Source organism: Microbacterium sp. cf332 (assembly GCF_900102175.1).
Taxonomy (GTDB): Bacteria; Actinomycetota; Actinomycetes; order Actinomycetales; family Microbacteriaceae; genus Microbacterium.
Window position 1 is genome coordinate 1,256,064 of the sequence record NZ_FNKN01000001.1, and the last position, 21,133, is coordinate 1,277,196.

Sequence of the window (21,133 nt, forward strand, 5' to 3'; positions counted from 1 at the left end):
CGGTTCGGTCACAGCCCGCGGGCCAGGCGGTAGTAGGCCTGGTTCCAGCGGAGCTCCTTCTGGAATCCTCGCACCGTCGTGTCGTCGTCGATGACCACGAGTTCGGTTCCCGCGATCTCGGCGAAGTCACGGAACACCTCGATGCCCACCGCCGTCGTCATGACGGTGTGGTGTGCCGCACCCGCGGCGAGCCAGCACGCGGCGGAGGTCGCGAAGTCGGGGGCGGGCTTCCAGATCGCACGCCCCACGGGCAGCTTCGGCAGGTCGGGGGCCTCGACGTTCTCGACCACGTTCGCCGTCAGGCGGAATCGGTCGCGCATGTCACTCATCGCGACGACGAGGGCGGGACCGGGATCTGCGGTGAAGACGAGACGCACGGGGTCGTCCTTGCCGCCGATGCCGAGCGGGTGGATCTCCAGACGCGGCTTGGCGGTCGTGAGCGACGGCGAGACCTCGAGCATGTGAGCGCCGAGGATCCGCTCGGACCCCGGCACGAGGTCATAGGTGTAGTCCTCCATGAGACTCGCCCCACCCGGCAGACCCGCGCCCATGACGTTCGCGACGCGCACGAGGATCGCGGTCTTCCAGTCGCCCTCGGCTCCGAAGCCGTAGCCTTCCGCCATCAGCCGCTGCACGGCGAGACCGGGCAGCTGTGTGAGTTCGCCGAGGTCTTCGAACGACGTCGTGAACGCACCGAACCCGCCGGCCTCGAGGAACGAGCGCAGCCCGATCTCGATCGCCGCACCGTCGCGCAGCGACTGGTGACGGTCAGCCCCCGGGAGCAGCTCGTCGGCGACGTCGTACTGCGCGAGGTAGACCTCGACGAGCGCGTCGACATCCGCGTCGGACGCCGTCGCGACGGCATCCGCCAGCTCGTTGACGCCCCAGGTGTTCACCTGGACGCCGAACTGCAGCTCGGCCTCTGTCTTGTCGCCCTCGGTGACGGCCACATACCGCATGTTGTCGCCGAACCGCGCGAGCTTGAGCGTGCGGGCGGCCTGCCACCCTGCGGCGGCGCGCTGCCAGTCCTCGATCTGACGCGTGACCTCGGGGTTCGAGACGTGTCCGACGACCGTCTTGCGAGAGACCCCGAGCCGCGTCTGGATGTAGCCGAACTCGCGGTCGCCGTGAGCAGCCTGGTTCAGGTTCATGAAGTCGAAGTCGATGTCGGCCCACGGCAGCTCGACGTTCGCCTGCGTGTGCAGGTGCAGGAGGGGCTTGCGGAGCGCGTCGAGCCCGGTGATCCACATCTTCGCGGGGCTGAAGGTGTGCATCCACGCGATCACGCCGATGACGGAGTCGTCGGCGTTCGCGTCGAGGGCCAGTCGGCGGATGGCGTCGGAGTCCTTGAGCACCGGCTTCCACTCGACGCGCACGGGCAGGCCGCCGAGGCCTGCGACGACCTGCTGCGACTGCTCGGCGACCTGGCGCAGGGTCTCCTCGCCGTAGAGGTTCTGGCTGCCCGTGACGAACCAGACGGTGTACTGCTCGAGAGAGGTGGAGAGGGTCATTGTTCTTCTTCCGGTGTGGTCGGGGGTGTTCGGGAAGTCTGCGGTCAGGAGAGCGCGGTGACCGCGGCCCGCTCGACGGCGAGGCCGGCGTCATAGCGCTCGAGGTAGGTCGCGAAGCCGGCGACGTCGGCCGGATCGGGCTCGGCGACGTCCGCGGACGCGGCCGCGAACACCCGCTCCCGCAGGTACGCGTCGAGATCGAGGTCGGCACTGTGGGCGAGGTAGTCCGCGAGCACGGCGATGCCCCACGCGCCGCCCTCCGAGGCCGTCTCGCCGACGGCGACCGGTGCTCCGAGGGCCGCGGCGAGGAAGCGCTGCGCGACCCCGGCGGTGCGGAACATGCCCCCGTGCGCGAACATCCGGTCGAGTTCCACCCCTTCGCCGTCGAGCACGCGCATGCCGAGGGCGAGCGTCCCGAACACGCCGTACAGCTGCGCACGGATGGCGTTGCCGAGGGTGAGACGGCTGTCGGGCGTGCGGACGAACAGCGGGCGGCCCTCGTCGGTACCGGTGATCGGTTCGCCGGCCAGATGGTTGTAGGCGAGAAGGCCGCCGGCGTCGGGCTCGCCGGCGAGCGCCTCCCGGAACAGCAGGTCGTACACCGCGTCGGCGCTGAGCGCCGCGCCGGACAGCGACGCGAAGCGCTCGAACATCCCCACCCAGGCGGCGAGCTCGCTGGCTCCGTTGTTGCAGTGGACCATCGCGACGAGGTCGCCGGCGGGCGTCGTCACGACGTCGATCTCGTGATGCATGCTCTCGAGCGGACGCTCGAGGACCACCATGGCGAAGATGCTCGTACCGGCACTGACGTTGCCCGAACGCGGCGCGACCGCCGCGGTCGCGACCATCCCGGTGCCCGCATCACCCTCCGGCGGGCAGAACGGCGCGCCCGCACGCAGACGGCCGGTGGGGTCGAGCAGCCTCGCGCCGGCTTCCGTGAGCGAGCCCGCGACCTGACCCGCGACCCGGACCTCGGGCAGCAGCGCGCGCAGGCCCGTGGGGAGACGGCCCGCGACGTGGTCGTCGTACAGACCGACGCGGCGCTGGTCGTAGTCGCGTGTGACCGGGTCGATCGGGAACATCCCCGACGCATCCCCGACGCCGAGCACGCGCTCCCCCGTCAGCCGCGCGTGCACATAACCGGCGAGGGTCGTGACGTGGTGGATGTCGGCGACGTGAGGCTCGTCGTCGAGCACCGCCTGGTGCAGGTGCGCGATCGACCAGCGCATGGGGATGTTGATGCCCAGCAGGTCGGAGAGCTCGGCGGCCGCGGGGCCCGTGCTCGTGTTCCGCCAGGTGCGGAACGGCACGAGCAGCTCGTCGTCGGCGTCGAAGGCGAGGTAGCCGTGCATCATCGCCGAGACTCCGATCGCGCCGACGGTCTCGGGCACGACGCCGTACCGATCTGCGACCGCCGCCACGAGGTCGGCGTACGCCGCTTGCACCCCCGACCACACGTCGTCGAGTGCATAGGTCCAGCGGCGGTCCTCGAAGCGGTTCTCCCACGCGTGCGAGCCGGTCGCGATGACGTCGGCGGGGTCGGACCCGACGAGGCACGCCTTGATGCGGGTCGAGCCGAACTCGATGCCGAGGCACGTCCGGCCGGCGAGGATGTCGTCGCGCGCCGAAGCCGGTTCGCTCGTTGCGGTGTGGGTCACGGTTGCCTCCATTGGTCGTGCCGCGGTGGATTCATGTTACCGGTAACAAAGCGGACGCGCGAGGGATCGGGGCAGCGGCGGGTTCAGACCGGGCGCGTGGACGCCCGTACGACCAGCTGCGGCGCCGCGGGTTGCGGCGGATGCTCGTCACCGAGCAACACCCGCACGCACCGCCACGCCTCCCCCGCCACGTCGAGCCGCACGGTCGTCAGGGACGGAAGGTAGAACGCTGCGTCGGGGTGGTCGTCGAATCCGACGATGCTCACGTCGCGCGGTACGCTCACGCCCAGCTGAGCCAGGCCCGAGATGAGACCGAGAGCCATCTGGTCGTTGGCGACGACGACGGCGGTCGGGCCGTCGTCCGCATCCAGCGCGCCGGCGATCTCGTGCGCGAGAGCCGAGCCCGACCCGGCCGACCAGTCGCCGCGCCAGCGCGCGGTCAGCTCGAGCCCCCGGGCCGCCAGCGCGGACTCGGCGCCGACGTCGCGCGCGACGGCCTCGAGCCACGCCGCCGGCCCCGCGAGCTGCGCGATGCGCCGGTGCCCCGCATCGACGAGGTGCTCGACGGCGAGCGCCGCACCCGCAGCGCCGCGATCGGGCTCGCCGGTTCCGTCCGCCGCTTCGACGCGAGCATGGAGCGTGACGACCGGCACCCCGGGATCGGCGCTCGCCAGCGCATCGAGCGCGGCCGTATGCGGCGCGACGACGACGATGCCGTCGACCCCCTGGGCGAGGAGGTGGTCGGCGGCCGCGGCCACGCTCGCGGCGTCCGCCCCGTCGGCGTACGCGGTCGCGATCCACCGCCCGGCCGACCGGGCCGCACGCTCGAGCGCTCCGATCCCCGCGGCCGGTCCATAGAGATCGGTGTCGGAGGCGATGACACCGATCGTGCGCGTCGTCGCAGTGCCGAGCGCCCGTGCCGCGTTGTTGACGCGATAGCCGAGCTCGGCCATCGCCGCGACGACCCGGTCGCGGGTCTCCGGGCGGATGTGCGGGTGATCGTTGATGACGCGCGACACCGTCTGCGTCGACACGCCCGCCGCCGCGGCGACGTCCCGCACACCGACGCGTGCTCGTCCCGGAATGCCTTCGCTCACTGCGCCAGGCTAGCCGCGAGAGGCGCACCCGTCGTCGACACGCTTCTGTCGGAGATCCCGGTGCGCCGCCGCAGAGACGGCCCAGAGCGACCTGTCGGGGGCCATAGGCTCACAGCCATGGACGTCGAGCTCGCCGATCGGTCGGACACGACGTGGGAGGATCTGCGCCCGAGATTCCGGGTCTTCATCTATCCCGCGCCGGACGAGCCAGCGCGCATCCTGGACTTCGTCGACGTGTCGATCGACGCCGTGCTCCACGAGGTGGGCACCCTCGCCGACGACGACCGCCACCTCTGGTCACTGGCGCTGGTCCGCGGCATCGGGGTGGAGCGTGGCCTCGTCTGGCTGTCGGGCTACGACTACGACGACACGCCGACCGACGCCGTCGAATGGCAGCGCCGGGGCGAGATGCAGGCCCGCTACCTCATGGCGCGCGCCCGCCGCGGCGAGCCGGTCGTGCTGCCGGACGGCCGCCGCGTGATCCGGATGTTCTCCGGCCACGCCTCCAGCCCGCTGTGGGAGAGCTTCACCGACGGATACGTCGTCGATCCACACAGCCTCGGCCTGAATGGCGACCTCGTCCGTGACCTCGTCGCCTGGGACGAGGCCATCCAGGATTCGGGCCCGGAAGGCGAACCACCGGAAGGCTGGCTCGAAGCCGGCCTTCACATCTGGCGGCGTCTCCGCGACGAACTCGCGCCCGTGGCCGAGGTCCGCCCGGAGTTCTGGCGCGTCGCGGGCTGAATGACCTCACACCGTCGTCGGCACCTTCACGGGCCGGCCACGCTTGGGCTTCTCGGTCGACAGCTCGATCGCCATCGCGTGCTGCGGACGCTGCGACAGCCGCGTCTCGACGTGGTCGAGCCATCGGACCTCGGCCTCGGCGGCGAAGACCATCGAGTCGACGACGAGCGACCACGCGAGCTCCTCGGGCCCACCGGCATCGACGCCGGTAAAAGCGGCCGCACGGAGTTCATGCAGCTGTGCGAGCGACGCCTGACGCTGCGCCCGGATCACCGCGGCCACATCGACGCCCGGCAGGGTCGCGGCGACGGCGAGCTTGATCGCGAGCTCGTCCCGGGTGCCCGCCGCGCGCTCGACGGGCGAGCTCAGCCATGCGGCGACCTCGGCCCGCCCGGGGTCGGTGATCTGCCAGTAGACGTGCCCTTGCGCGTCGACCGCACCCTTCTCGACCAGACCGTCGCGCTCGAGGCGGTCGAGCGTGTTGTATATCTGGCCGACGTTGAGGGGCCAGGTCGACCCGGTGCGGCGGTCGAACTCCGCCCGCAGCTGGTACCCGTAGCAGGGCCCCTGGTCGAGGATCGCCAGCAGGCTGAGTCGTACCGACACGGCCGTCCTTTCGCATACCGGGTATCTGGTTTGCGAGTATATGCATACCCGGTATGACATCGGACTACCGGCGCGACCGCACCACGATGAGGCTGCTCACGGTACCCAGCGCCGCTCCGACCACGGTGTCGATCACGCGCTCCACCGCGAGCTCCGGCCCTCCCGCGCCCGCGGCGCTCAGGATCAGGAGAACGAGCGGCGTGATGAAGACGAGCGCGAGCGCGTAGTGACGCACGACGACGAGCTCGATGACGAACTGGAGCACGCCCAGCACGAGGCCGAGTGCGACGCCGCCGACGGGCACGACGGAGATCACGAGGTATACGGCGGCGCCGGCGGCGGTGCCGAGCGCGCGATGGATGCCGCGCGAGAGCGCGACGCGACGGCTCGCACTGACACCGAGCACGGCGACGCCCGCACCGACGATCCAGTAGGCCCGCTCGGGGTCGACGAGGAGCGAGACCGCCGTGCCGACGACGGCGATCGCCGCGGTCCGGACGATCAGCGTCCGTGTCGTGGCCTCGGCGAACGCCGAGGGGAAGAGCGCGCTCAGCGGTCGCGGTCGGGCACCGCGGTGCGAGCGGCGCACGAGCGGCGCGGCGGTGACCAGCCAGGCGAAGGCCAGCGACGCCGCGAGCACGCCCAGGTACAGCACCGGCTCGACCGCGTGCGCCGCCTCCGGCGCCGTCACGTGCGCCGAGAGACCGTAGATGAGCACGATGAACAGCGGCCCCGGGGGGCCGACCGAGCGCCCGAACACGAGGACGGATGCCGCGACTGCGACCACGACGAGGCCGACGGCGATCGCGATCGGGCCGACTGCCGCGGCGACGACACCGAGGGCCGCTGACGACCACAGCACCCCGGCGACGACCGGGACGAACCCCACGCGCTCGCGCGGGGTGAGCCGTCCGCCGTAGAGCGTCGCGAACGCGCCGGTCGCCGCGAGCAGGGCGATGCCCTCGAGACCCACCGCGGAGAGCACGACGACGGGCACCGCCATCGCGATCGCCGCCTGCAGCCCGAGGTGCCAGCGCGGCCCCGGCGACGGGCCGAACCGCGTCAGACTCCGGCCCAGCTCCCCCGCCTCGCGCCGCCATCGGCCGGAGTTCTCGGGCGACGACGGGGGCGAAAGCGGCATTGCCCCATTGTCTCGCGATATCGGTACGGCCTCGCGCGTCGGCCCCTACCCTGGAAGCGGAGGACGATATGAGCGACGATCCCCCCGCATCCCCGACGCCCGACACCGCGGCGCCCGGCGCGCGCGAGCGGGCCGCCTACATCGAGACCGCCATCCAGCAGGCGATCCGACGCGGTGAGTTCGACGACCTGCCCGGAGCCGGCAAGCCCATCGCCGATCTCGGCGCGCAGCACGACCCGGACTGGTGGATCAAGCGCAAGATCCGCGAGGAGCAGCTCACCGGGCTCGGCCCGCCCGCGCTGACCCTGCGCATCGAGCACGCCGAGTTCGCGGATCGCGTCGACGCGCTCGGGCGAGAGGCCGACGTCCGCGAATACGTCGCCGACTTCAACCGCCGCGTCGTCGAGGCCCGCCGTCAGCTGCAGGGCGGACCGCCCGTCGTCACCCCGACCCGCGACGTGGAGACCGAGGTCGCCGGATGGCGCGAGCGTCGCGCCATCGCGGCATCCGCCGCTCCCCCGAGCCCGCCGACGCGGCGCCGACGGCTCTTCCGACGCTGATCTCGTTCCGTCGCCGGCCCGCGCTCAGCGCAGCGCCTGCTCCACGTCGGCCAGGAGATCGTCGACCGACTCGATGCCCACCGACAGCCGCACGATCTCGACAGGGACGGCCGCCTCGGTACCCCGGACGGAGGCGTGCGTCATCGCGTCGGGGTAGTTGACGAGCGACTCGACGCCGCCGAGGGACTCGGCCAGCTGGAACAGCTTCGTCGACTCCGCGAAACGGCGCGCCGCCTCTCCCGACTCGAGGGCGAGCGAGAGCATGCCGCCGAATCGCGTCATCTGCGATGCCGCGAGCTCGTGCCCGGGGTGCGAGGCCAGGCCCGGATAGAACACCCGGGCCACCCGCTCGTGCCCGTCGAGGAACGCGGCGATCGCGCCCGCGTTCTCGCTGTGCCGCTGCATGCGGACATCGAGGGTCTTGATGCCGCGTGTCGTCAGCCAGGCGTCCATCGGCCCCGAGACGGCGCCGGCCGCGAACTGCAGGAACCCGATCTTCTCGGCGAGCGCGTCGTCATCGAGCACGAGCGCTCCGCCCACGACATCGGAGTGACCGCCCAGATACTTCGTCGTCGAGTGCACGACCACGTCGGCGCCGAGCTCGAGCGGACGCTGCAGCGCGGGCGTGGCGAACGTGTTGTCGACCACCACGAGCGAACCGGCCTCGTGGCCGATCGCGGCGAGACCGGCGATGTCGGTGATGCGCATGAGCGGGTTCGAGGGGGTCTCGACCCACAGCACCCGCGGCGCGCGCTCGGCGACGGCCGCGCGCACGGCGGCGAGGTCGCTCATGTCGACCACGCGCAGCTTGACGCCCCAGGGCGCGAGCACGCGGGCGATGAGCCGGTGCGTGCCGCCGTAGACGTCGTTGCCGAGCAGCACCTCGTCGCCGGGTTCGAGTGCCGCACGCAGCAGCACATCCTCGGCCGCGAGGCCCGACGCGAACGAGTAGCCGTGGGCGCCGCCCTCGAGCGCCGCGAGCTGCACCTGCAGCGCCGTGCGCGTCGGGTTGCCCGAACGTCCGTACTCGTAGCCGCCGCGCAGCCCGCCGATGCCGTCCTGTGCGTACGTCGTGGAGAAGTGGACCGGCGGGATGACGGCTCCCGTCGTGGGGTCGAACTCCTGGCCGGCGTGGACGGCGAGGCTCGCCAGGCCGCGGGCGGAATCGTGGGTGCTCATGCGTCGCTCCGGGTGTCGTGGGTCGTGCGGGGATCGGTCGTGTCGACGAGGTCCGCGAAGCCGTGGGACCGCATCCAGTCGTCGTCGAAGATCTTCGAGAGGTAGCCGCGGCCGTGGTCGGGCAGGACCACCACGACGACGTCGTCGGGCCCGAGGTCGCGGGCGGTGCGGAGCGCGGCGACGACGGCCATCCCCGACGAGCCGCCGACGAGCAGCCCCTCCTCGCGAGCGAGCCGGCGGGTCATGGCGAAGGACTCGCGATCACCGACGCGCTCGTAGCGGTCGACGACCGAGGGATCGAAGGTCTCGGGCCAGAAATCCTCGCCCACACCCTCGACGAGGTACGAACCGACCGCGCCGCTGTAGATCGACCCGTCCGGGTCGGCGCCGACGATCGTGACCGCGCCGCCGGAGGCCTCGCGCAGGTAGCGGCCGGTGCCGGTGATGGTCCCGCCCGTTCCCACGCCCGCGACGAGGTGGGTCACCCGGCCGGCGGTGTCGCGCCAGATCTCCGGGCCGGTCGTCTCGTAGTGCGAGCGCGGGCCGGCGGCGTTGGCGAACTGGTTCGGCTTGAAGGCGCCGGGGATCTCGCGGGCGAGCCGGTCCGAGACGCTGTAATACGAGTCGGGATGCTCCGGAGGCACGCTCGTCGGAGTCATCACGATCTCGGCGCCGTAGGCCTTCAGCACCGCGACCTTCTCGCCCGCGAACTTGTCGGGCACGACGAAGACCATGCGGTACCCGCGCTGCTGGGCGACGAGCGCCAAGCCGACACCGGTGTTGCCGCTGGTCGGCTCGACGATGGTTCCGCCGGGGCGCAACAGGCCGTCGCGCTCGGCCGCGTCGATGATGCGGGCGGCGATGCGGTCCTTCGACGAGCTCCCGGGGTTGAAGTACTCGACCTTCGCGAGCACGGTGGCGCGGGTGGCTGCGGCGACGCGGTGCAGGCGCACGAGCGGGGTGTTGCCTACGAGTTCGGCGATGTTCTCTGCGTAACGCACGAGGATGTCCTCACGGTGTCCGCGCGCTCAGAGGCGCGGGTGCTGTCGGGGTCGTCTGAGGTGAGCGCGGCGGCGCTCAGCGACAACAACGACAGGTCTGCACGCGTCCACCCTAAGCCAGGTGCCCGCCGGTGTCGAGCGGGCTCAGCGAGACGACAGTCCGCGCCGTTCGAGCGAGGCGCGCATGGTGTGCCGGCCGTGCAGGCTGGCGGCATCCCGCACGCGCGCGATCGCGCCGCGCAGCCATCCGCGCGGCTCGCCCTGCGTGCGGTAGTACTCCGTCACCGCCCGGTCGTACCGTGCGACCGCGTCCGCATCGGGCAGCCGATACACCTCGCGGTGCCGCACGACGCCCTGGGGCAGGCGGGGCTTGACCCCCGCGGGGTCCGCCGGATCCGGGTGCCCCAGCACCACGCCGAACGCCGGGAAGGCGCCGTCGGGCAGCTCGAGCAGGTCGGCGATCCGCTCCGGGTTGTTGCGCACCGAGCCGACGTAGACGGCCCCGAGGCCGAGCGACTCCGCCGCGACGACGGCGTTCTGCGCCGCGAGGGCGGCGTCGACGAAGCCGACGAGCGTGCTCTCGATGTAGCCGACCGCCTCGGCAGGCTCACCGATCCGACGCGCCAGCTCGGCGGCGCGGGCCCAGTCGGCGACGAAGACGAGGAACACGCCGCCCCGGCGGATGAAGTCCTGATCGCCGGCGAGGTGCGCGAGTGCGTCGAGGCGGTCGGGATCCCGCACCTCGACGACGGACCAGGCCTGCAGGTTCGAGCTCGTCGACGCGGACTGCGCTGCGGCGACGATCGCCGTCACGGTCGCGTCGTCGATCTCGCCGGGCACGAACCGACGTACCGAACGGTGGCGGTAGAGCAGGTCCAGCACCGCGTTGCGGGGCAGTTCGGCGTCGGGCGCGGCCGTGCCGTACCGGCGGACCCAGGCCTGCTGGTCATCGGTCGTCGTCACGGGTGCCTCCTCGGGGTCGACGATCATCGTACGCACGCCACGGAATCTGTCGGCGTGTGACGGACGGATCGGATACCGCGCCCGCGGCGCCCTAGCCTGTGTCCGTGAGCCTGCAGCCCGAGAACACCACCCACGAGATCCTGCCGCCCCGATACGACTGGCACGGCTTCGGCTTCGACACGCGGCAGGTGCACGCGGGCGAGGCCGACGAACCAGCGCACGGCGCCCGGATCACCCCGATCTATCTGACGGCGGCGTACCGGTTCGACTCGTTCGCGCAGGCCGAGGCGCGCTTCACGGGCGCCGACGAGGGGCAGCTCTACTCGCGGAACCTCAATCCCACGCACCAGGTCGCCGAACGACGCATCGCGTCGCTCGAGGGCGGATCGGGCGCGATCGTCGTGGGTTCGGGTCAGGCCGCGATCACCGCCGTGCTCCTCGGGCTGGCGGGAGCCGGCGAGCGCATCGTGTCGACGGCGAGCATCTACAGCGGCACACGGATCCTCTTCGACCGCACCTTCGCACGACTCGGCATCTCGAGCGACTACGTCCGCGACGCTCGCGACGAGGCCGAGTGGGACGCGGCGATCGGCCCCGACACGAAGGCGATCTTCGTCGAGACCATCCCGAACCCCAAGAACGACCTCGTCGACGTCGTGGCGGTCGCGCAGATCGCCCGGCGGCACGGCATCCCCCTGATCGTCGACAACACCGTCGCGACGCCGTACCTCATCCGGCCGCTCGAGCTCGGCGCCGACATCGTCGTCCACTCCTCGACCAAGTTCCTCTCGGGGCACGGCGCGGCCCTCTCGGGCGCGATCGTCGACGGCGGTCGTTTCGACTGGACCGGGTCGTCCCGCTCATTCCCCGGCCTGACCGAGCCAATCGCGCCGGGCAAGCCCTCGTTCGTGACGGCCTACGGCGAGCGCGCCTTCGAGGCCTACCTGCGATTCGGCATCGTCAACGACCTCGGCGCGGCACTGTCGCCGGTCAACTCATTCCTGCTGCAGCAGGGCATCGAGACGCTGTCGCTGCGGATGGAGCGTCACCTGGCGAACGCCGCGGCGGTCGCGGCATGGCTCGACGTGCATCCCGCGGTCGAGAGCGTCGACTTCGCGGGCCTGCCGAACAACCCGTTCCACGACATCGCGCAGGCGCGCTTCGGCGGTCATGCCGGCTCGGTGTTCGCATTCACGGTGCGAGGCGGCCGGCCCGCGGCCGAGGCGTTCTTCGACGCGCTGCGGATCGTCAGCCGCATGACCAACATCGGAGACGTCCGCTCGATGGCGCTGCACCCGGCGACGACGACCCACGTCTCGTTCTCCCCCGAGGAGCGCAGCCGTCTCGGCATCGGCGACGGACTCATCCGCCTGTCGATCGGAATCGAGACCGCGGCCGACCTCATCGCCGACCTCGGTGACGCCCTGGACGCCGCGACGCGGCGCATCGCCGGCTGATCGCGTCACACGGGGTCATCGACCGTCTCCGAACGACACGGAACATGTGCGAGGGCTCCGGGGTTACTAACGTCGTGATCATGTCGCAGCCGAATCTCGACCCCTCCGCAGAGCACCCGTCCCGTCACCTGGGCGCATCGCTCTCCGCCGACGAGTTCAAAGCGCTCTTCCGCGGCCACCCCGGCGGCGTCGCCGTCATCACCGCCGACGCGGGAGAGGGGCCCGTCGCCCTCACTGCGACGTCCGTGGCGTCGGTGAGTGCGGAGCCGCCGCTCCTGATCTTCTCGGTCTCGGCGCAGTCCTCGGCGTCGGCCGTGCTGGCTTCGGCCGAGACCGTCGTCGTCCACCTGCTCGACGCCGACGACCTCGCGCTCGCCAAGCTCGGCGCGACGAGCGGCGTCGACCGGTTCGCCGACACCTCCGCCTGGTCGCGCCTGACCACCGGCGAGCCCGTCTACCGCGGCGTCCGCGCATGGGTGCGCTGCGCCGTCGTCTCGCGCATGGACGCGGGCGGTTCGGTCGTCATCGCGGGCCACGCCCTGCAGTCGCACGTCGAGCGCGACGTCGAGCCCGGCGGCCACGGCGACGCCCTGGTGTACCACAACCGCACCTGGCACCGGCTCAACGAGCACTCCGCGCTCGAGGGCTGAACGCGCCCGACAGCCACGACCGCCCGCCGGTGCCGCCCAGCACCGAGCGGGCGGTTCTGCGTCTCGATCCGGCGGCGCCGGTTCCGGGCGTGCCGCTCGACGCGCACCGCTTCGCGCGGGTCCTCAGACCACGCTGATCGCGGCCGAGGGGCTGGGCCCGGTCGCGACCGGGCGGCCCGGGTCACGCGACCACTGGCTCCACGAGCCGGCGAACACCCGGACCCGCGGGTATCCCGCGACGGTGAACGCGAGCGCGGTGTGCGCCGAGGCGATGCCCGAGCTGCACGAGACGACGACATCGGTGTCGCGCCCGATTCCCACCGTCGCCAGCGCGGCGCGGATCTCCTCCGCGCCGCGCATGAGCCCGGTCGGCGCGATGTGGGTGACCGTCGGCAGATTGACCGCGCCGGGGATGTGCCCGCTCACGGGGTCGGCCCCGGCGATCTGCCCCCGGTAGTGCTGCGGAGCCCGCACGTCGAGCACGATGCCGCGCGAAGGGGCGACCGCGGCTTCGTCGATGTCGGCCAGCCCGCCCACGCCCTCGGCGAGCTCGATGTCACCCGGCGCCGCCGCCCGATCGCTGCGCTCGAGCCGGCGCCCCGATGCCACCCAGGCCCGGAACCCGCCGTCGAGCACGCGCACGTCGAGGCCGTGGCGACGCAGCAGCCACCACGCGCGCGCCGCTGCGACCCCGTCGTTGTCGTCGTACGCGACGAGACGGTCGCCGGCTCTCACGCCCCAGCGGCGGACGGCGACCTCGAGGTCGGCGCGGTCGGGAACCGGATGCCGTCCCTGCTCGGGACGGCCCGGGCGTGCCAGCTCGCGCTCGAGATCCACGTAGACCGCCCCGGGCAGGTGGCCGGAGAGGTACTCCGGACGGCCCTCGGCGCGGTCCAGGCGCCACCGGACGTCGAGCAGACGCACGGGCGCGTCCGCGGCGATCTCGGCGGCGAGGTCGTCGACGCTCACCAGGGGGGACATGACCCCATGCTCGCGAGCGCCCCCGAGGGTCGCCGGGCACGTCGAAACACTCGGAAACGCGGGAACACACGGCGACACACAGCGTCCCGACCGTGACACCGCATGACGCCGTACGCGCGCACGCCGCGGCGGTCGCCGTACTGTTCCCCCATGTCCGCTCCCGAGACCCGCGACGAACCCCTCGCCTTCGCAACGCGTCAGCTGCACGCCGGAGCCCGCGGCTTCGACGTCCACGGCTCGCGTGCGACCCCGATCTACCTGACGGCGGGCTTCGAGTTCGACGACATCGCCGACGGCGAGGGCCGCTTCGCCGACCCCGACACGGGCTTCAGCTACACGCGCGTCGGCAACCCGACCGCCGCTGCGGCCGAGCGACGCATCGCAGCCCTCGAGGGCGGCGCCGGCGCGCTGCTCGTCGGCAGTGGACAGGCCGCGACGTCCACGGCGCTGCTGACGATCCTCGAGGCGGGAGACCACATCGTCGCGGCATCGGCGATCTACGAGGGCACGCGCGAGCTCCTCCGGTCCGACCTCGGCCGGCTCGGCATCACGACCGACTTCGTCGACGACCCCCGTGACCCCGCCGCGTGGGAGGCGGCGATCGGCCCCCGCACGCGCGCACTGGTCGCCGAGTCGATCGCGAACCCACGCGGCGGCGTCCTCGACATCCCAGCGGTCGCGGCGATCGCCCACCGTCACGGCATCCCGCTCGTCGTCGACTCGACCCTCGCGACGCCGTATCTGCTGCGCCCGCTGGAGCTCGGCGCCGACATCGTCGTGCACTCCGCCTCGAAGTTCCTCTCGGGCCACGGCACCGCTCTGGGCGGCGTCATCGTCGACGGCGGCCGGTTCGCGTGGGACGCCGTCCCGGGCCGCTTCCGGCAGATCGCGGTCGAGACCGGGCCCGACGGCCGCACATTCGTGGAGCGGTCGGGCGAACGGGCCTTCCTCGACGCGGCCCGACGCGTCGCCATGCGCTTCGGCCCCTCGCCCTCTCCCCTGAACGCGTTCCTCCTGCTGCAGGGGGTCGAGACCCTGTCGCTGCGGGTCGAGCGCCAGTCGCAGACCGCAGCGCGGCTCGCCGCCTGGCTCGAGGCGCGCCCCGAGGTCGCCGGCGTCGACTACAGCGGGCTCGCCTCGCACCCGGATCACGACCTCGCCGGGCAGCTGCTCCCCGACGGGCAGGGGGCACTGTTCTCCTTCACCCTCACGGGAGGCCGCGCGGCCGCCGAGGCGTTCACCGCGCACGTCCGCCTCTTCACGCCCATGACCCACCTGGGCGACGTGCGTTCGCTCGTGCTGCATCCCGCGACGACGACGCACGCGCACCGCAGCGACGCCGATCTCGACCGCATCGGCGTCGGCCCCGGCCTGCTGCGCCTCTCGGTCGGGCTCGAGGACGCCCGCGACCTCATCGCCGACCTCGAGCGCGGGCTGACCGCCGCCACGGCGGCGACCGCGGGCACGGCGGCTCTGCGGCGAACCGAACCCGAGGCGGTGTCGGCATGACGCGCACCCAACACTTCGGCTGGTTCCTCTCGCGCGGCTTCGGCCCGCACGGATGGGCGCGGCCCTACCAGCGATGGAACTGGGCCTGGCAGAAGCCCGACCTCTACCAGCACTCGGCACGCGAACTCGAGCAGGCCGGGTTCGATTTCGTCCTCATCGAGGACGCGCTGTCGGTCGGCATCACGCCCGAGACGCTCAACCTGCGCGTCCGCAAGGCCTACGGCGGCCCGAAGCACGACCCCTGGACGCTCGCACCGTACCTGTTCGCGGCGACGCAGCACCTCGGGGTCATCCCGACGGTGAATCCCGCGGCCTGGCCCCCTTACCTCGCCGCGCGGCAGTTCGCGTCGCTGCAGCACCTCAGCGGCAGCAGGCTCGGCCTCAACGTCGTCACCGACGTCGGCTCGGCACACCACTTCGGCACGGAGCGCCTCGGGCACGACGCCGCCTACGACCGCGCGCAGGAGTGGCTCGACGCCCTGCGCCTGCTCTGGCACAGCTGGGACGACGACGCGCTCATCGCCGATCCCGACACGCAGATCTACGCCGACGGGTCGAAGATCCACGCGGTGCAGCACCGCGGCGAGTACTTCTCGTTCGACGGTCCGCTCAACGCCGAACCGCTGCCCGCGGGCGACCCCGTCGTCGCCTCACCCGGAGGGTCGCCCCGCGGCATCGGATTCGCCGGCGCGAACTCCGAGATCCAGCTCGCACTGTCGAACCTCGATCCCGCGAGCATCCGCGCCTACCGGGCACGCGTGCGCGAGGCTGCGACGGCCGCCGGCCGGGACGCCGACGCCATTCAGACCTTCTTCGTCTTCAAGCCGATCGTCGCGAGCTCGGTCGACGAGGCCGACCGCATCGTCGAAGCGTCACGGCACCCCGATGACGCAACCCTCGTCGAGGTCGCCGAGGCGTGGTCGAGCGATCTCGAGACCGACCTCACGGCGCTCGACCTCGACCGTCCGCTCGATCCCGCGATTTTCGGCGACCACGTCTCGAAGGGGACGATCCGGGGCCTGCTCGGGCGCTTCTCCGACTTCTCCGAGGCACCGCTCCGCGAGATCCTGGCCGGGAAGGCACGACTCGGCCGGGTGACCGACGGTGCCGGCGGCACGGTCGGTACCGCCGAGGAGATCGCCGACGTCATCCAGGCGCTCGGCGACGACGCCGACAACGACGGCCTCATCTTCTCGGGCGACCTGCACCCGGTCACCATCCACCGCGCGCTCGACGAGCTCGTGCCTGTGCTGCGCCGACGCGGCATCCTGCGCACCGAGCACACGGGCCGGGGCCTGCGCGCCGACCTCACCGCGTTCTGAGTCCGCGCGGGCGCGCGCGCCCGGCACCGGAGGAACGGGCTGAGCGACCGGTCGGACGGTACGGTGGGGCCATGCTCGCGGTGCTCGTCCTCGACGGCCACGACCTGGTCCGCCGGGGCGTCGCCGACCTCATCGACGCCGCAACGGGGATGACGGTCGTGGCGGAGGCGACGACCGCGCGCCAGGCCATCTCTCGCGCGGCGGCCACCGCGCCGGATGTCGCGGTCGTGGGCTACGACCTCGTCGACGGGACCGGTGCCGACGTCTGCGCGACGCTCCGGGCCGCTCACCCCGCACTGCGGTGCCTCGTGTTGAGCGCGGTCGACGACGACGACGCCCGACGGGCGAGCGCGGCCGCGGGTGCGGACGGCTTCCTCGTCGAGGACCTCGCCGCGAGCGAGCTCATCGACGCCGTGCGTCGCGTCGCCGGCGGGCACACGCTGAGCGCGACGCTGCGCGCTCCCGCCGCGTCACCCACCGACGGCGGCGACGCGTCGGTCTCGGTCGCAGCGCTGCCCCACCGTCAGCGCGAGGTGCTGGCGCTCGTGGCACGCGGGCTGTCGAACCGCGAGATCGCGGGGCGGCTGGGACTCGCCGAGAAGACCGTCAAGAACAACCTGACCGGGATCCTTCGTACGCTCGGCGTCACGAGCCGGACGCAGGCCGCGCTCCTCGCGGCGCACTCCGACCTCGACTGACCGGATCGCCCGGGCCGGACACGACGAGAAGGCGTGGACCCCGCAGGGTCCACGCCTTCGGCGGGGCGACTCGACTCGGTGTCAGACGAGCCACGGGAGGCGCCGCACCAGCGGCAGCCTCTTCCAGGTGGCGCCGAGGCCCCACGTGTCGCCGGCGTGCAGCACGGCGATCACGATCAGCGCGAGCGCGTAGACGATGTGGTAATCGACGAGAGGGTTGGTAGACGCCGCACCCCAGGCGAACGGCCATTCGGCCAGGTACATCAGCAGCATGACCAGGCTCCCGGCGACGGCCGCGACCCGCAGGCCGATCCCCGACATCACCGCGATGCCGATGGCGAGCATGCCGCCCATGAACAGGACGTCGGCGACCGGGCTCGCCATGCCCTGGAACCAGGGCTGGAGGGGGCCGCTCACCGCCGGGCTCGTGAGGAAACCCTGGGCGGGGGTGCCGCCGTTGATCCACGCCCGCTCGAACGGCGTCGAGAACCCGAGGCCGAGGAGCTTGTCGAGGAACGCCCACAGGAAGACGAACCCGGTGGCGTAGCGGAGCGCCGCGAGGGTGCGGCGTCCGGCGACCGAGGTCACGATCTCGTCCTGTCGGGCGATGGCCCGAGTACCGGTCCGAGCCTCCGTGCGAGGGACGGCTGCGTGGACCGCGTGCGTGGTCATTTCGATCTCCTTGCTGCTCGGTCGTCATCGCGATCGAGCTGTTCGTATGTGGTCTGACCACATAACGATCTCGCAGACGAGACGTCGGGGGAAGGGACCAAAGTCCCGATCGGTCGCGGTGGCCGCCCGCGATACCACCCGGGGGTCGTCGGGAGCAATCCCCGTCCGAGCGACCCGTGATCGTGCGTATGGTCGCGCCCCAGGAGGAGACATGTCAGACATCGAGGAACTCGCTCGCCGGGCCCAGCGGACCGACACCGTCGTCGCCGTCGCGGAATCGCTCACAGCGGGCAACCTGGCCGCGACGATCGGCGCCGCCGAGGGGGCCGGAGAGTGGTTCGCGGGCGGGGTCGTCGCCTACCGGCTCGAGACGAAGCATCGCGTGCTCGGCCTCGCCGAGGGTGTCGACCCCTGCTCGGCCGCCTGCGCGGAGCAGCTGGCGCGCGCGGTGCGCGACCTCACCGCCGCCGATCTTGCCGTGTCGGTCACCGGGGTCGGCGGGCCCGCCCCGCAGGACGGCCACGACGCGGGCACGGTCTACCTGGGGTGGAGCGACTCCGACGCGACCGGCCACATCCTGCTGAAATACGACGGCGAACCGGAAGAGGTCATCGACGCGAGCGTCTCCGCCGCGGTGGGGCTGCTCCTCGACCGGATGCCGCACTGACGGGTGGACCGCTGCGCCGAGGCCTCAGGCCGGCGACAGGGGCGGCCGGTGCGCGATCGGCACCGGCTTCGTCGCGAGCGGCGAGCCCGAGCGGCGCGAGGCCGCATGCCGCTCTGAGACCGCGCAGGCCGCCGTGGCCAGATCGGCGTAGGTCTCGGTCCCCGCCGGCCCGCACAGCCACACGACCTCGTGGACACCGTCCCTGCGGCGCTCCACGTAGGCGACGACGGCATCGGCATCCGACGACGGACGGGACGGGTCGCAGACCCTCCAGGCGTCCTCGGCGATCTCGTCCCAGCGCAGTCCTCGGTGGTGCATGCCTCGAGCCTGCGCGGAGCCCGCCCGAAACCCCAGGCCCTTGACAGCGGGGCACGCGAGTGCGTGCGGCGCGCCCGCCGGTCAGCGCACGGCGGCGCGGATGTGCTCGAGGGTGCGGAGCGTCGCCGCGGTCCGCTCCTGGTCCTCGTCCGGGGTCGCAGACCCCGAGACGACCTCGACGAAACGGGCCACCTCGCCGTCGAGAGCATCCACCGGCGCAGCCGACGTCCACACGGTCTCGGTTCCGTCGGAGGCCACGCGCGTCACACGGCGCGGGCTCGCCAGGTGGTCGATGAGCAGCGTCGCCTCCTCGCCCTGGATCTCGCTCGGACGGGTCGAGGTCGTGATCTTGGAATAGCCGACGTCGACCACGAGCCCGGCGTACTCCAGCACGGCGATCCCCGCGCCGTCCGCTCCCGTGACGATCGGCACGGAGGAGGCCGCTACCCGCGCGGGCTCGCCGAACAGGAGCACGGCGGCGTGCACGCCGTAGACGCCGAGGTCGGCGAGGGCTCCCCCGCCCATGGCCGGATCGAAGATGTTGGGGACGTCTCCGGCGAGCACGGCGTCGTATCGAGACGACCGCTTGGCGTAGTGGAAGGAGGCCCGGCGGATCACTCCGAGACCGTCGAGCCGCTCGCCCACGGCAGCGATCCCGGGGTCGTAGGCCGTGCGCATCGCCTCGATCAGCACGACGCCGCGACGCCGCGCCCGCGCGACGAGATCGTCCCACTCCGTCGCGGATGCGACGGCGGGCTTCTCGACCAGCACGTGCTTGCCGGCATCGATCGCCGCCGCGACCTGCCCACCGTGCGCGGAGTTGGGCGAGCCGATGTACACGGCGTCGATGTCGTCCGCGGCGAGGAGCGCGTCGAGACCGCCGTAGGCCCTCGCGACCCCGACGCGATCGGCGTAGGCGCGGGCCTTGCTCTCATCCCTCGACGAGACGGCGGACGCCTCGATGCCCGCGGTGCGCGAGACGGCTCCGATGAAGGCATCGGTGATGACGCTGGTACCCACGGTCGCGATCCGGATCATGCGTCCAGCCTAGGCAGAGCCGCCGCGGAGGCGGGACGCATCCCGGGATGTGGCGCTCAGTGGCGGCGCGAGGAGCGCAGCGTCTGGATCGCCTCGTCGAAGCGCAGGGTCTGCCGCAGTTCCACCGCGGCGGCGTACCACGGCCCGCCGAGCACGACGAAGACGGCTCCGACGACGTCGACGTAGCCGAGCACGACCTCGCCCTCGCGGACCTCGTAGCGGTCGACGTCGACGATCTCCCAGCGGACGTCCGCTTCGGTGCTCGGCGCTGCGGGGCGACGGGGAGGCAGCTGGCGGAGGGCGCCCGAGGTGGCCAGTCGCACGGCACTGGGCTTGCGGGCGATCGGCGACATATCCAACACCATGACGACTCCCAACGCTCTCCTCTGAGCATCGTCCGATCGGGTCACGCATCCCAGGCGCTTGACAGACGTCGCCGCGGGGCGTACGGGGCCGTCGGACCGCTAGCTAGTTCCTCTAACTAACCGGAATTAGTTAGTCGCAACCCCGCCGTTACCCTCTCGTCCGTGGGAACACTCGTTTACGGAAGCCAGGGGCGGACGTTCGACATCGAAGACCGTCTGCTCGCGCATCTGCGGGTCGTCTTCATGAACAAACTGCGCCGCAATGAGCCCTTCATGTTCCACCGATCGATCGACAGCGGGCTCTTCAGCGTGTGGGTGCACCCGGCCGTGCCGATCGTCTTCCACTTCAGCGGCAGTCGGCCGCCGACCATCAACCGGCACTGGGTCGAGGAGCTCATGCTCGAGGCGGGCGGAGCCAATGGTCTGCGTGTCGTGCCGGAGCCCGCGTCCGCCGAAGCCTGAGGTCAGCGGCACTCCTCGTCGACCGCATCCGCGATCGCGTCGAGCAGCAGCGTCAGCTTCGCGGCCATGTCATCGTCGAGCCCGCGGGCGATGTCGCGCACCCGCTGCGTCAGCGGATCGACACCCTCCACATCGGCGTTGCGGTCCGTCGGGACGACGTACTTGCTGCGCCCGTCATCGGGGTTGCGCTCGAACGCCACCAGTCCGCCGTCATGCAGTCGCTTGAGCATCGTCGTGGCCGTGGGCGTCGAGATGCCGAGGGACGCTGCGATGTCGGTCGGTGTGACGCGCTTCCCCACGTCTGCGCTGTCGTACACGACGCGCATGGCGGCACGCGCGGTCTCGCTCGGACCGCAGTCGCTCTGACGCCGTCGCGACAGGCTCGCCTCGGCGAGGCGCAGTCTCTCGACGGCGCGCGCCACGGATTCGGGCTCGGACGGATCGGACACCAGGAGACCTCCCGCAGACGGCGTAATGCGTCCACTGTAGGAGCGCGCACGAGAGTCGATCGGAGGCTTGACTCAGAGAGCCGTC

The 21,133-nt window shown here is 72.0% G+C and carries 23 protein-coding genes; 9 read left to right on the top strand and 14 right to left on the bottom strand.

The features are described 5' to 3' along the window. Positions 1–8: 8 nt before the first annotated feature. From araA to BLT21_RS06020, 3 genes are all read right to left on the bottom strand, one after another. Complete coding sequence (araA, locus tag BLT21_RS06010; RefSeq protein ID WP_091500422.1) at positions 9–1,511, bottom strand: L-arabinose isomerase; 1,503 nt, start codon at positions 1,509–1,511, stop codon at positions 9–11. A 44-nt stretch (positions 1,512–1,555) separates the two neighbouring features. Beyond that, positions 1,556–3,169: a xylulokinase gene (locus BLT21_RS06015; protein ID WP_256335934.1), complete on the bottom strand. Its 1,614-nt coding sequence runs from the start codon at positions 3,167–3,169 to the stop codon at positions 1,556–1,558. Between the two features lie 83 nt (positions 3,170–3,252). Beyond that, positions 3,253–4,266 carry a LacI family DNA-binding transcriptional regulator gene (locus BLT21_RS06020; RefSeq protein ID WP_256335935.1) on the bottom strand — a complete coding sequence of 338 codons (1,014 nt, stop codon included), beginning with the start codon at positions 4,264–4,266 and terminating at the stop codon, positions 3,253–3,255. Positions 4,267–4,383: 117 nt separating this feature from the next. Between BLT21_RS06020 and BLT21_RS06025 the strand changes: the two genes are divergently transcribed. Next, the gene (locus BLT21_RS06025) at positions 4,384–5,010 is read left to right on the top strand and encodes a hypothetical protein (protein ID WP_091500427.1); all 627 of its coding nucleotides are present in this window, start codon (positions 4,384–4,386) and stop codon (positions 5,008–5,010) included. Between the two features lie 6 nt (positions 5,011–5,016). On the opposite strand, the gene BLT21_RS06030 is transcribed toward BLT21_RS06025, so the two are convergent. After that, positions 5,017–5,616, bottom strand: coding sequence for a PadR family transcriptional regulator (locus tag BLT21_RS06030; protein ID WP_091500429.1), 600 nt, complete (start codon positions 5,614–5,616; stop codon positions 5,017–5,019). A 64-nt stretch (positions 5,617–5,680) separates the two neighbouring features. Next, the gene (locus tag BLT21_RS06035) at positions 5,681–6,757 is read right to left on the bottom strand and encodes an FUSC family protein (RefSeq protein WP_091500431.1); all 1,077 of its coding nucleotides are present in this window, start codon (positions 6,755–6,757) and stop codon (positions 5,681–5,683) included. A 68-nt stretch (positions 6,758–6,825) separates the two neighbouring features. Between BLT21_RS06035 and BLT21_RS06040 the strand changes: the two genes are divergently transcribed. Continuing rightward, positions 6,826–7,317, top strand: coding sequence for a DnaJ family domain-containing protein (locus tag BLT21_RS06040; protein ID WP_091500434.1), 492 nt, complete (start codon positions 6,826–6,828; stop codon positions 7,315–7,317). Positions 7,318–7,341: 24 nt separating this feature from the next. Here BLT21_RS06040 and BLT21_RS06045 read toward each other — a convergent pair whose 3' ends face one another. From BLT21_RS06045 to BLT21_RS06055, 3 genes are all read right to left on the bottom strand, one after another. After that, positions 7,342–8,496, bottom strand: coding sequence for a cystathionine gamma-synthase (locus BLT21_RS06045; protein WP_091500436.1), 1,155 nt, complete (start codon positions 8,494–8,496; stop codon positions 7,342–7,344). Continuing rightward, on the bottom strand, positions 8,493–9,497 hold the full coding sequence (locus BLT21_RS06050) for a pyridoxal-phosphate dependent enzyme (protein ID WP_091500438.1): 1,005 nt from the start codon (positions 9,495–9,497) through the stop codon (positions 8,493–8,495). Before BLT21_RS06050 ends, BLT21_RS06045 begins: the two co-directional genes overlap by 4 nt. Positions 9,498–9,641: 144 nt before the next feature. Next, the gene (locus tag BLT21_RS06055) at positions 9,642–10,460 is read right to left on the bottom strand and encodes a nitroreductase family protein (RefSeq protein WP_218125715.1); all 819 of its coding nucleotides are present in this window, start codon (positions 10,458–10,460) and stop codon (positions 9,642–9,644) included. A gap of 98 nt (positions 10,461–10,558) precedes the next feature. On the opposite strand from BLT21_RS06055, the gene BLT21_RS06060 reads away from it, so the two are divergent. Both BLT21_RS06060 and BLT21_RS06065 read left to right on the top strand, forming a co-directional pair. Beyond that, positions 10,559–11,917 carry an O-acetylhomoserine aminocarboxypropyltransferase/cysteine synthase family protein gene (locus BLT21_RS06060; RefSeq protein WP_371113421.1) on the top strand — a complete coding sequence of 453 codons (1,359 nt, stop codon included), beginning with the start codon at positions 10,559–10,561 and terminating at the stop codon, positions 11,915–11,917. Between the two features lie 80 nt (positions 11,918–11,997). After that, positions 11,998–12,567 carry a flavin reductase family protein gene (locus BLT21_RS06065; protein WP_091500724.1) on the top strand — a complete coding sequence of 190 codons (570 nt, stop codon included), beginning with the start codon at positions 11,998–12,000 and terminating at the stop codon, positions 12,565–12,567. Positions 12,568–12,690: 123 nt separating this feature from the next. On the opposite strand, the gene BLT21_RS06070 is transcribed toward BLT21_RS06065, so the two are convergent. Next, positions 12,691–13,548: a sulfurtransferase gene (locus BLT21_RS06070; protein ID WP_091500443.1), complete on the bottom strand. Its 858-nt coding sequence runs from the start codon at positions 13,546–13,548 to the stop codon at positions 12,691–12,693. A 150-nt stretch (positions 13,549–13,698) separates the two neighbouring features. Here BLT21_RS06070 and BLT21_RS06075 point away from each other — a divergent pair, with 150 nt between their 5' ends. From BLT21_RS06075 to BLT21_RS06085, 3 genes are all read left to right on the top strand, one after another. Beyond that, positions 13,699–15,057, top strand: coding sequence for an O-acetylhomoserine aminocarboxypropyltransferase/cysteine synthase family protein (locus BLT21_RS06075; RefSeq protein ID WP_091500445.1), 1,359 nt, complete (start codon positions 13,699–13,701; stop codon positions 15,055–15,057). Next, positions 15,054–16,379, top strand: coding sequence for an NtaA/DmoA family FMN-dependent monooxygenase (locus BLT21_RS06080; RefSeq protein ID WP_091500446.1), 1,326 nt, complete (start codon positions 15,054–15,056; stop codon positions 16,377–16,379). The genes BLT21_RS06075 and BLT21_RS06080 overlap by 4 nt, the downstream gene beginning before the upstream one ends. A gap of 71 nt (positions 16,380–16,450) precedes the next feature. Further along, complete coding sequence (locus BLT21_RS06085) at positions 16,451–17,077, top strand: response regulator (RefSeq protein ID WP_091500447.1); 627 nt, start codon at positions 16,451–16,453, stop codon at positions 17,075–17,077. Positions 17,078–17,158: 81 nt separating this feature from the next. Here the strand turns inward: BLT21_RS06085 and BLT21_RS06090 are convergent, their stop codons facing one another. Then, on the bottom strand, positions 17,159–17,749 hold the full coding sequence (locus BLT21_RS06090) for a DoxX family protein (RefSeq protein WP_176786821.1): 591 nt from the start codon (positions 17,747–17,749) through the stop codon (positions 17,159–17,161). 211 nt (positions 17,750–17,960) lie between these two features. On the opposite strand from BLT21_RS06090, the gene BLT21_RS06095 reads away from it, so the two are divergent. Next, positions 17,961–18,416, top strand: coding sequence for a CinA family protein (locus BLT21_RS06095; RefSeq protein WP_091500448.1), 456 nt, complete (start codon positions 17,961–17,963; stop codon positions 18,414–18,416). Between the two features lie 24 nt (positions 18,417–18,440). On the opposite strand, the gene BLT21_RS06100 is transcribed toward BLT21_RS06095, so the two are convergent. The 3 genes from BLT21_RS06100 to BLT21_RS06110 form a co-directional block, all read right to left on the bottom strand. Continuing rightward, the gene (locus BLT21_RS06100) at positions 18,441–18,734 is read right to left on the bottom strand and encodes a hypothetical protein (protein ID WP_091500449.1); all 294 of its coding nucleotides are present in this window, start codon (positions 18,732–18,734) and stop codon (positions 18,441–18,443) included. Positions 18,735–18,815: 81 nt separating this feature from the next. Then, a complete protein-coding gene (locus BLT21_RS06105) occupies positions 18,816–19,772 on the bottom strand; it encodes a Gfo/Idh/MocA family protein (protein ID WP_091500450.1) in 957 nt (318 codons plus the stop codon). A gap of 56 nt (positions 19,773–19,828) precedes the next feature. Then, positions 19,829–20,125 carry a hypothetical protein gene (locus tag BLT21_RS06110; protein WP_091500451.1) on the bottom strand — a complete coding sequence of 99 codons (297 nt, stop codon included), beginning with the start codon at positions 20,123–20,125 and terminating at the stop codon, positions 19,829–19,831. Positions 20,126–20,299: 174 nt separating this feature from the next. Between BLT21_RS06110 and BLT21_RS06115 the strand changes: the two genes are divergently transcribed. After that, complete coding sequence (locus BLT21_RS06115; protein ID WP_091500452.1) at positions 20,300–20,599, top strand: DUF7882 family protein; 300 nt, start codon at positions 20,300–20,302, stop codon at positions 20,597–20,599. A 2-nt stretch (positions 20,600–20,601) separates the two neighbouring features. Here the strand turns inward: BLT21_RS06115 and BLT21_RS06120 are convergent, their stop codons facing one another. Further along, positions 20,602–21,048 (bottom strand): MarR family winged helix-turn-helix transcriptional regulator, encoded by a 447-nt coding sequence (locus BLT21_RS06120; RefSeq protein ID WP_091500453.1) that lies wholly within the window; start codon positions 21,046–21,048, stop codon positions 20,602–20,604. Between the last annotated feature and the right edge of the window lie 85 nt (positions 21,049–21,133).